The sequence below is a fragment of the Curtobacterium sp. B8 genome (assembly GCF_000333315.1).
GTDB classification, from domain to species: domain Bacteria; phylum Actinomycetota; class Actinomycetes; order Actinomycetales; family Microbacteriaceae; genus Curtobacterium; species Curtobacterium luteum.
On record NZ_BACW01000362.1, the window covers coordinates 1 to 9,315 of the forward strand.

Annotated in this window: 7 protein-coding genes and 1 pseudogene; 3 read left to right on the top strand and 5 right to left on the bottom strand. The window is 70.6% G+C overall.

Annotation, left to right across the window (positions count from 1 at the left end; genetic code table 11):
* From I59_RS09425 to I59_RS09440, 4 genes are all read right to left on the bottom strand, one after another.
* Positions 1-898, bottom strand: an 898-nt coding sequence (locus tag I59_RS09425; protein WP_022903659.1) for a D-ribose ABC transporter substrate-binding protein, incomplete at its 3' end; no start/stop codon positions are given.
* 39 nt (positions 899-937) lie between these two features.
* A complete protein-coding gene (locus tag I59_RS09430) occupies positions 938-2,056 on the bottom strand; it encodes an ABC transporter permease (RefSeq protein WP_022903660.1) in 1,119 nt (372 codons plus the stop codon).
* A gap of 20 nt (positions 2,057-2,076) precedes the next feature.
* A complete protein-coding gene (locus I59_RS09435) occupies positions 2,077-3,606 on the bottom strand; it encodes a sugar ABC transporter ATP-binding protein (RefSeq protein ID WP_022903661.1) in 1,530 nt (509 codons plus the stop codon).
* Complete coding sequence (locus I59_RS09440) at positions 3,603-4,259, bottom strand: DUF2291 domain-containing protein (protein ID WP_022903662.1); 657 nt, start codon at positions 4,257-4,259, stop codon at positions 3,603-3,605. Before I59_RS09440 ends, I59_RS09435 begins: the two co-directional genes overlap by 4 nt.
* 347 nt (positions 4,260-4,606) lie before the next feature.
* Here I59_RS09440 and I59_RS09445 point away from each other — a divergent pair, with 347 nt between their 5' ends.
* Positions 4,607-5,737: a zinc-binding dehydrogenase gene (locus I59_RS09445; RefSeq protein WP_022903663.1), complete on the top strand. Its 1,131-nt coding sequence runs from the start codon at positions 4,607-4,609 to the stop codon at positions 5,735-5,737.
* A gap of 22 nt (positions 5,738-5,759) precedes the next feature.
* On the opposite strand, the gene I59_RS09450 is transcribed toward I59_RS09445, so the two are convergent.
* Positions 5,760-7,241, bottom strand: coding sequence for an FGGY-family carbohydrate kinase (locus tag I59_RS09450; protein WP_022903664.1), 1,482 nt, complete (start codon positions 7,239-7,241; stop codon positions 5,760-5,762).
* 170 nt (positions 7,242-7,411) lie between these two features.
* Here I59_RS09450 and I59_RS09455 point away from each other — a divergent pair, with 170 nt between their 5' ends.
* Both I59_RS09455 and I59_RS19640 read left to right on the top strand, forming a co-directional pair.
* Positions 7,412-8,476 (top strand): outer membrane lipoprotein carrier protein LolA, encoded by a 1,065-nt coding sequence (locus tag I59_RS09455; RefSeq protein WP_022903665.1) that lies wholly within the window; start codon positions 7,412-7,414, stop codon positions 8,474-8,476.
* Positions 8,473-9,315: pseudogene (locus tag I59_RS19640) on the top strand (ABC transporter ATP-binding protein); the annotation flags it as partial. The gene I59_RS09455 and the pseudogene I59_RS19640, both read left to right, overlap by 4 nt.

The following is a 9,315-nucleotide window of genomic DNA, read 5'->3' on the forward strand; positions in this document are numbered from 1 at the left end:
GCGCGCCGGTCTTTCCCGTGCGGAGGTACTCGTCGGCCTCCTGCACGGCCTTCTTGGCGAACGTCGCAACCGGCTGGAGCACGGTGTACTGCAGCTCGCCCGCCTTCACGGCGTCGACCGCGTCCGGCGAACCGTCGAAGCCGCCGACCTTGACCTGGTCGAGCTTCCCGGACTCCTTGAGGGCGGCGATCGCACCGAGCGCCATCTCGTCGTTGCCGGAGATGATGCCCTTGATGTCGGGGTCGGCCTGGAGGATCGACTGGGTCTTGTCGTGGCCCTGCGTCCGGTCCCAGTTCGCGACCTGCTTGGCGACCTCCTTGAGGTCTGGGTACTGGCTGAGGACGGTCTTGTAGCCGTTCGACCGGGTCTGGGCGTTGTTGTCGGACGGGGCGCCGAACAGTTCCGCGTAGTTGCCGGAGTCACCGACCGACTTCACCCACTGCTGCGCGCCGATCGCCGCACCCTGCGCGTTGTTCGACACGAGCTGGGCCTTCGCGAGTCCGGCCTGGTTGATCTCCGCGTTCACGAGGAACACCGGGATGCCGGCGGCGTCCGCCTTCTTCACGGCGCCGATCGACCCGCTCGCGTTGGCCGGGTCGAGGATGATGGCGACCGACTTGTTCGTGATGGCGGTGTCGACGAGGTTGCTCTCGGTGTTGGTGTCACCCTTCGACGCCGAGACGTTCGACTTGTAGCCGAGCGACTTCGCCTCGGCCGACGCGACGTCGCCCTCCGTCTTCCAGTACGGGTTCGACGGATCGTTCACGATGATCGAGATGAGGCCGCCCTTCTTGGACGAGCCGTCGCCGCCGGACGCGGCACCGCCGGCGGAGCAGCCCGTCAGGACCAGGCTCAGTCCGACTCCCGCTGCGAGCACCGTTGCGAGCTTGCGGTTCATGGTGGGTTTCCTTTCGCTGTGGACCGTGTGACGGGAGGGTCAGACGGCTGTCTTCTCGCCGACGACCGCCGGGGGCTGGGTGTCGGTGGGAGAGGTCTGTCGGGGGCCCGCTGCACCGCCGGCACGTGCCGGACGACGCTTGTACTGGACCGCGTTGAGGAGGACGGCGAACACGATGACGGCGCCGGTGAAGACGGTCTGCCAGTAGGCGGAGACGCCGATGATGACGAGTCCGTCGGACAGGAAGCCGATGACGAACGCACCGAGCAGCGTGCCGCGGACGTTGCCGACACCGCCGGACAGCGCCGCGCCGCCGATGACGACCGCTGCGATCGCGGTCAGTTCGTACGAGCTGCCGGCCGTGGGGCTGGCGCTCGTGAGCTCGGACGACAGGATGAGGCCGGCGATCGCGGCGCACAGGCCCGAGAGGACGTACACGCGGATCTTCACGCGCTTCACCGGCACACCGGACAGCTCCGCGGCGCGCTCGTTGCCACCCGAGGCGTACAGCCAGCGGCCGAAGACGGTGCGGTTGAGGAGCAGCGATCCGACCACGGCGGCGACGATCATCACGATCACACCGATCGGGAGCCCGAGCAGCCGGTTGAAGCCGAGCCAGTCGAACCCGGTGTTGCCGAGCGCGGCGTTCCCCTCGAGGTTGTTGTAGGTCAGCCCGTTCGTCATCAGCAGGCCGATGCCGCGGACGACGTACAGCATGCCGAGGGTCGCCACGAACGGTGCGACCTTGAACCGTGCGACGAGCACGCCGTTGACGAGGCCGATGAGCGCTCCGGAGGCGCACGCGAGCACGACCACGACCCAGACCTTCGGGTAGAGCGTGACCCCGCCGATGGCCACCCCCTTCATGAGGAACCCGGCGATCACGCCCGAGAACCCCAGGGTCGAGCCGACGGACAGGTCGATGCCGCCGTTGAGGATGACCAGGAGCATGCCCAGCGCGAGGATGGCGTACACGGCGACGTGCGACGACATCGTGAGGAGGTTGCTCACCGTGAAGTAGTTCGGCGACAGGATCGAGAAGACGACGATGATGACGACGAGCGCGAAGTAGGCCCGTCCCTGCAGCAGCAGACGTCCGACGCTGAACCCGTCGGGGAAGAGGGCGGGGCGCCGCTGACCGGCGGTCGTGGTGGTCATGGTTGTTCCGTTCCTGGCGGTCATGCGACCACGGCTTCGCCCGAGGCGGCCATGATCGCTTCCTTGGTCACGTCCGAACCGAACTCGGCGGCGATGCGCCCGCGGCTCATGACGACGATGCGGTGGGCGATGCTCAGGCACTCGCCCACCTCTGAGGTGGTGTAGACGACGGCGAGGCCCTGTCGGGCGCGCTCGGCGAGCAGCCGGAAGACCTCGGCCTTGGCACCGATGTCGATGCCCCGGCTCGGTTCGTCGAGCAGGATGACGTCCGGGTCGGTCGCGAGCATCTTGCCGATGACGACCTTCTGCTGGTTCCCGCCGCTGAGCGAGCCGATCATGGCGCCGCCCCCGGCCGTCTTCACGTGGACGGTCTGGATCGAGTCGGTGACCAGGTCGACCTCGCGGCGACCGGACAGGAAGAGACCGCGCACGAACGCGCCGATGGACGCCAGGGACATGTTCGACCCGACGGTCATCGTCTGCACGAGGCCGTCCCGCTGCCGGTCCTCCGGCACGAGACCGAGCCCGGCGTCGATCCGCTCGGCGATGGACAGCCCGGCGAGGTCGCGGTCGCCCTTGCGGATCGCACCGCCGTCGACGGGCGTGCGTCCGGCGACGGCCTCGAGCAGCTCGGTCCGGCCAGCACCCATGAGGCCGTAGATGCAGACGATCTCACCCGTCCGGACCGACAGCGACACGTGGTCGACGACGTTCCGCCCCGGGACGTCCGGGTCGGCGACCACGACGTCCTCGATCGCGAGCGCGGGAGCGCCGAACTCGTACCCGGTGGGGGGCGAACCGAGGTCGAACCCCTCGCCGACCATCGCGCGGACGACCCATTCGAGGTCGATGTCCGCGCGCCGGGCCGTCGCGGTGACCGACCCGTCCCGGAGCACCACGGCGTGGTCGGTGATCTCGAGGGCCTCCTCGAGGTGGTGCGAGATGTAGACGATCGACACCCCACGGGCCTTGAGGTCGCGGACGACCGTGAAGAGCACCTCGACCTCGGACGCCGAGAGCGCGCTCGTCGGCTCGTCCATGATGAGGATCCGCGCATCGACCGAGAGTGCCCGGGCGATCTCGACGAGCTGCTGCTGCCCGAGGCGCAGGTCGGACACCAGGGCGAGCGGGTCGATGTCCTCGCCCAGCTCCGCGAGCACCGCCGCGGCCTGTCGGGCCTCCTCGGCGTAGTCGACCCCGGTGGGCCCACGCAGCTCACGCCCCATGAAGATGTTGTCGCGGACCGTGAGGTTCGGCGCCAGGCTCAGCTCCTGGTGGATGATCGAGATGCCGTGCTCGCGGGCGTCCACGGTGTCCGCGAACGACACCGGCTCGCCGCGCAGCGTGAGCGTGCCGGAGGTGGGCTGCTCGACGCCGGACAGGATCTTCATGAGCGTCGACTTGCCCGCGCCGTTCTCCCCGAACAGCGTGGTGACCTGCCCGCGGTGCACCGCGAACGCCACCCCCTTGAGCGCCCGGGTCGCACCGTACGTCTTCACGATGTCGGTCGCCTCGAGGACGACCGTGCCGATCGCGTCGTCGCCGCTCATCCGTTCACCTCCAGTGCGGACGGCGTCACGAGCCAGCCCTTCGGGTTGATCAGCTGGAACGCGCCGGTGACGGTGACCTTCTTGCCCTGCAGCGAACCGGTGTCGACCTCGGCGAGCACCTGCTTCTTCAGCTGGTCGTTGAGTGCCGCGCCCGCGTTCTGGTAGTCGATCTGGTTGGTGAACTGGCCGAACTCGATCGTCCCCGGAGCGTCGCGCAGGTCGGTGCCGTTGATGGCGGGCCCGGTCTGGATGCGGACCAGCAGCCCGCTCGGGAGACCGGACACCGTGACCGGGTAGATGCCGTCCTGCGGGGCGCCGACAGTGCCGGTGAAGGTGGTCGCGAACTCCGGCCCGGTGCCGGCGTCGACGCCGTACTTCTTCGCCGCGGCGGCGGGGTCGGCGATGATCGCCGGCGCGAGCTCGGTCGCGGGCACCGCGCGCTTCGCGATCGCCGCCTGGACCTTCGGGAAGTTGGTCTTCCCCCATGTCGATGCGGAGAAGGCGGCAGGACCGGCACCGACCGTCGAGCCCTTGCCGACCACCTTGACCGACAGCGCCATGGCGACGACGACGACCAGGACGGCCGCGACGAGGACGACCCGTTTGACGGCCCGACGGTTCCGCACGGTCGGGACCGCGCCGGTGGCGGTCATCGGACGCCCCCGCTGCGGACGGCTCGGGCCGTTCGGCAGCCCGGGAGGCTGGTGGCAGCCCGCGTCGCGTCGGGACGCCGGGTCCTGTGGTCGGCTCGCGTCATCGCGTGCTCCTCGTGGTTCGCTCCGTTGCGTCGGTCCGTCGGGAGGCGGACCGGCACCACTCAGCGTGGTGCAAGGCAGAAATTATGTGCGTGACGAAATTTCTGCAAGTGGACGCGCCGAAAACGTTGCGTTCGGACACGGTGACCCGTCGGCAGAAATCTTGTTCTTGACTTTTGTTCCGTGTCGCGTAGTGTCGCCCTCGCCGCGATGACGCGGCGAGACCACGACCCCTGGAGATCCTCATGTCCACGACGACCGAGACCCCCACGAGCAGCGGCTCCGCGACCATCCCGGCGACCATGCGCGCCGTCGTGGTCCACGGCCCCGGTGACTACCGGCTCGAGGAGCGCCCCGTCCCGACGCCCGGACCCGGCGAACTGCTCCTCCGTACCGACGCGGTCGGGATCTGTGCGTCGGACCTGAAGTGCTACCACGGCGCAGCGAAGTTCTGGGGTGACGAGAACCGACCGGCGTGGGCCGAGACCGACCGGATCCCCGGGCACGAGTTCGTCGGCACGATCGTCGCCGGTGACGAGGACGCCCTCGCCCAGCGCAAGGTGTCGCTCGGTGACCGCATCGCCTGTGAGCAGATCGTGCCGTGCTGGGAGTGCCGCTACTGCCTCGAGGGCATCTACTGGATGTGCAACGTCCACGACATGTTCGGCTTCAAGGGCTACGACGGCGCGATGGCCGAGTACGTCCTCGTCCCGACCAAGGCCCTCACGCACCCGGTGTCGAGCGACCTGCCCGGCCAGGTCGCCGCGTTCGCCGAGCCGCTGTCCTGCGCCTTCCACGCGGTCGAGCGTGGCGACATCAAGTTCGGTGACACGGTCGTCATCGCCGGCGCGGGCCCGATCGGCCTCTCCGCGATCGCCGGCACCCGCCAGAAGAACCCCCTCCGGATCATCGCCCTCGACGTGGTGCCGGAGAAGCTCGAGCTCGCCCGCAAGGTCGGCGCGGACATCGTGATCAACATCGCCGAGGAGGACGCCGTCGCCCGCGTCAAGGAGCTCACCGACGGGTACGGCGCCGACGTCTACATCGAGGCGACCGGACACCCGTCGGCGGTGCCGCAGGGCCTCAACCTCCTCCGCAAGCTCGGCACGTTCGTCGAGTACTCGGTCTTCAAGGACAACGTGTCCGTGGACTGGTCGATCATCTCGGACGACAAGGAGCTCGACGTCCGCGGGGCGCACCTCGGGCCGCACACCTGGCCGGCAGCGATCAAGCTCCTGGAGTCGGAGACCCTGCCGATGTCGGAGATCTGCACGCACCAGTTCGCGCTGGAGGACTTCCAGCAGGCGCTCGACCTGGTCGGCGACTCGGCCGGTGCGAGCGTCAAGGTCTCGATCATCCCGTCCCGGCGCTCCTGAGCGTCGCCGGTGGACGGCTCCGTCAGCGGTGCGGAGCCGTCCGCCGGGCCAGTCGGTGCACGATCGCGGCCGTGGCATCGTAGAGGTCGCGGAAGTCGCGGTACCCGGCCTCGTAGCCGCGGTGCGCCTCCGGGTCTGGGTGGATGACCCGGTCGGCCGGGTTCCACGTCGCGATGTCGACGTCGGCGACGAGCCCCGCCGCGAGGAACGCCGATCCGAAGCACGCCCCCACCGTCACGCTCGGGACGGTCTGCGGCAGTCCGGTGACGTCGGACACGATGGTCGGCCAGAGCGACCCACGGAGGCCGCCGCCCGCCCCCACGAGCTCCCGGACCTCGACGCCGGCCGCCGCGAGTGTCTCGAGGTTGTGACGGACCGCGTACGCCGTCGCTTCGAGCGCTGCCCGGTAGAGGTCGCCCCGGGTGTGTCGGACCGTCAGCCCGGCCACCACGCCGCGCGCGTGCGGATCCGCGATCGGTGTCCGTTCCCCCGCGAAGTAGGGCAGCATGAGCAGTCCGTTCGCGCCCGGACCCGAGGCCTCGGCCTCCTCGAGCATCGTCGACCAGTCGCCGTGGAAGAGCCGTCGCAGCCACTCGGTGATCGCCCCGGAGGTCGCCGTGCCACCCGCCACGCAGGCCTGTCCCGGTCGGGTCCCGACCGTCGTCCACATCCCCGGCACCGCGATCGCTCCGGTCGTCGGCGCGATCATGAACATCGTCGTCCCGTACTGCAGGAACATGCGCCCCGGCACGGCCTCGCCGACGCTCACGCCCTCGGCCCAGGCGTCGATCGCGCCCGCGGTCACCGGGATGCCGACCGGGAGGCCCGTGGCCGCTGCCGCCGCTGCGGTCACCGCCCCCGCCCGCTCGCCCGACCACACCAACCGCGGCATGAGCAGACCCGGCGCGAGCGCGTCGCACCACTCGGGGATCCAGCGGTTCTCGTGCACGTCGTAGAGCGGGGTCGTCTGGCTCGCCGAGTGGTGGTCGAGGACGTACTCGCCGGTCAGCAGCCCGACGACCCGGGACGACGGCATCGTGAACCGCGCCGCCCGCGCCCAGGTGTCCGGCTCGTTCCGCGCGAGCCAGGCGAGCTTCACGCCCGCTGCCTGCGTGGTCAGCGCGCTGCCGCAGCGGGCCCGGACCGGATCGAGGCCACCGAGCTCGGCCGTCACCTCGTCGAGCATGTCCGCCGTACGGGTGTCCACGCCGTAGAGCACGGCAGGTCGCAACGGTCGGTCGTCGGCGTCGGTCAGCAGCACGCAGGGTCCGATCCCGCTGACCCCGACGGCCGCGACGTCGGCGTCCGGTACGGAGCGCAGCAGCTCGCGGGTGAGCTCGGCGAACTCGGCCCACCACGAGTCGCCGTCCATCTCGACGAGCCCTTGCTCCGGCCGGTCGACGTCGTGCTGTCGGCTCGACTCGGCGAGGACGGTCCCGTCGAGCCGAGCGAGCAGCGCCTTGGTGCTCGACGTGCCGATGTCCACTCCGAGCACCGCCCGCATGCCGTCTCCTTCGAGGTCGCGCGCGGACCGCGTCCGCGCTCCGAGTCTAGGGAGGTCGGCGATGCCCAGCGTTCTGTCGGTTGCCGGACGTACGGTGCCCCCGTCCCACACGCACCATCCAGCTCGTACCGCCGAGCACGCACCGCTCACACCTCTCAGGAGGGATCCCGATGAAGAAGTCAGCCTGGTTGCCCGCCGTCATCGCACCGGTCGTCGTCGCCGGCGCCGTCGCGGCGCCGATGATCGCGAACGCGGCGTCCACGCCGATCGCCGGGTCCGACCCGAGCGCCGCGGACGTGATCGCGAGCGTCGCGCAGTCGTCCGACGCGCAGTACTCGGGCAAGGTCGAGCAGACGAGCGACCTCGGCTTGCCCGAGCTCCCGTCCGGTTCCGGTGGTTCGTCGTTGCAGGGTGACGCGTCGGATGCGCTGAGCATGCTCACGACGTCGCACACCGCTCGGCTCTACGTCGACGGAGCCGACAAGCAGCGCGTGCAGGTCACGACGCAGCTGGCCGAGCAGGACCTCGTGCGCAACGGCTCGGACGTCTGGACGTGGGACTCGAAGCAGCGCGAGGCGACGCACGTGACCTTGCCCGCGAAGGCATCGACGCAGCAGGACGGCACCGCGACACCGGCCGACCTCGCCCGGCGTGCCATCGACGCGATCACCCCGAGCACGACGGTCTCCAAGCCGACGAGCACCTCGGTCGCCGGGCACGACGCCTGGTCGATCACCCTCTCGCCGAAGTCGTCCGACACCCTCGTCGGGTCGGTTCAACTCGCGGTCGACCAGCAGACCGGACTCCCGCTGCGGGTCACCGTCGCCGCGAAGGGGCAGTCGACGCCGGCGTTCCAGGTCGGCTTCACGAGCCTCGACTACGGCGCTCCGGCCGCCCGCCTGTTCGACTTCACGCCGCCGAGCGGTGCCGATGTGCACACGAAGGACCTGTTCGGAACGGCACGTGGCGCCGGCGACCACCGCGGACACGACGGCGCCGGTGCGGGTGTCGTGACGACGGGTTCCGGGTGGGACACCGTCGCCGAGCTCCCCGCGGGCACGGTGGACACGTCCTCGCTCGGTGCTGACGCGGACGGGCTGCTCGACCAGCTCACCCGCCCGGTCGACGGCGGTCGCGCGGTGCAGACGTCCCTGGTGTCGGTGTACCTGACCGCCGACGGACGGGTGCTCGCCGGGGCCGTGCCGGTCTCCGCCCTCGTGGCCGCGGCCAAGTGACGGACGCTGCTGCTCCGGACGGGTACGCGATCCGCACCGATGGCCTGCGGAAGGTGTTCCGGAAGCAGCACGCGGTGAAGGGGATCGACCTCGAGGTCCCCCGCGGCTCGGTGTACGGGTTCCTCGGCCCGAACGGCTCGGGCAAGACGACGACGATCCGGATGCTGCTCGGGCTCTCCAGCGCGACCGGCGGGTCGGTCGAACTGCTCGGGCGTCGGGTGCCCGAGGCCCTGCGCGAGGTACTCCCCCGCGTCGGGGCGCTCGTCGAGGGTCCGGCCTCCTACCCGTACCTGTCCGGCCGCGCGAACCTCGCGCGGTTCGACGCCGCCGACCCGACCACGGACCCCCGGACCCGGGCCGACCGCGTCGCGTCGGCGCTCGACCGGGTCGGGTTGTCCCACGCGGCCGACAAGAAGGCGCACGCGTACTCGCTCGGCATGAAGCAGCGCCTCGGCCTCGCGAACGCCCTGCTCAGCCCGCGCGACCTGCTCGTGCTCGACGAGCCGACGAACGGCCTCGACCCGCAGGGCACGCGCGAGGTCCGGAACCTCATCCGCTCCCTCGCCGACGACGGGACGACGGTCTTCGTTTCGAGCCACCTGCTCGCTGAGATCGAACAGGTGTGCACGCACGCCGGGGTCATGCGCGCCGGGGAGCTCGTCGCGCAGGGGTCCCTCGACGAGCTGCGCTCGGCCGGGCGTCCGCACGCTGACGGTCCGGACGCCCGACGTCGGCCAGGCCGGCTCCGTCCTCACCCGGCTCGGCCTGACACCGCGCCACGAGGGCGGGGCGGACGTCCTCGTGGCGGAGCTGCCCTCGNCCGTGCTCGCCGAGGACGT

What these genes read in the sequence shown, in the direction of transcription:
- I59_RS09435 (WP_022903661.1), bottom strand. Translation starts at nt 3,606, where the DNA reads ATGAGCGGCGACGACGCGATCGGCACGGTCGTCCTCGAGGCGACCGAC.
- I59_RS09445 (WP_022903663.1), top strand. Translation starts at nt 4,607, where the DNA reads ATGTCCACGACGACCGAGACCCCCACGAGCAGCGGCTCCGCGACCATC.
- I59_RS09430 (WP_022903660.1), bottom strand. Translation starts at nt 2,056, where the DNA reads ATGACCACCACGACCGCCGGTCAGCGGCGCCCCGCCCTCTTCCCCGAC.
- I59_RS09440 (WP_022903662.1), bottom strand. Translation starts at nt 4,259, where the DNA reads ATGACCGCCACCGGCGCGGTCCCGACCGTGCGGAACCGTCGGGCCGTC.
- I59_RS09450 (WP_022903664.1), bottom strand. Translation starts at nt 7,241, where the DNA reads ATGCGGGCGGTGCTCGGAGTGGACATCGGCACGTCGAGCACCAAGGCG.
- I59_RS09455 (WP_022903665.1), top strand. Translation starts at nt 7,412, where the DNA reads ATGAAGAAGTCAGCCTGGTTGCCCGCCGTCATCGCACCGGTCGTCGTC.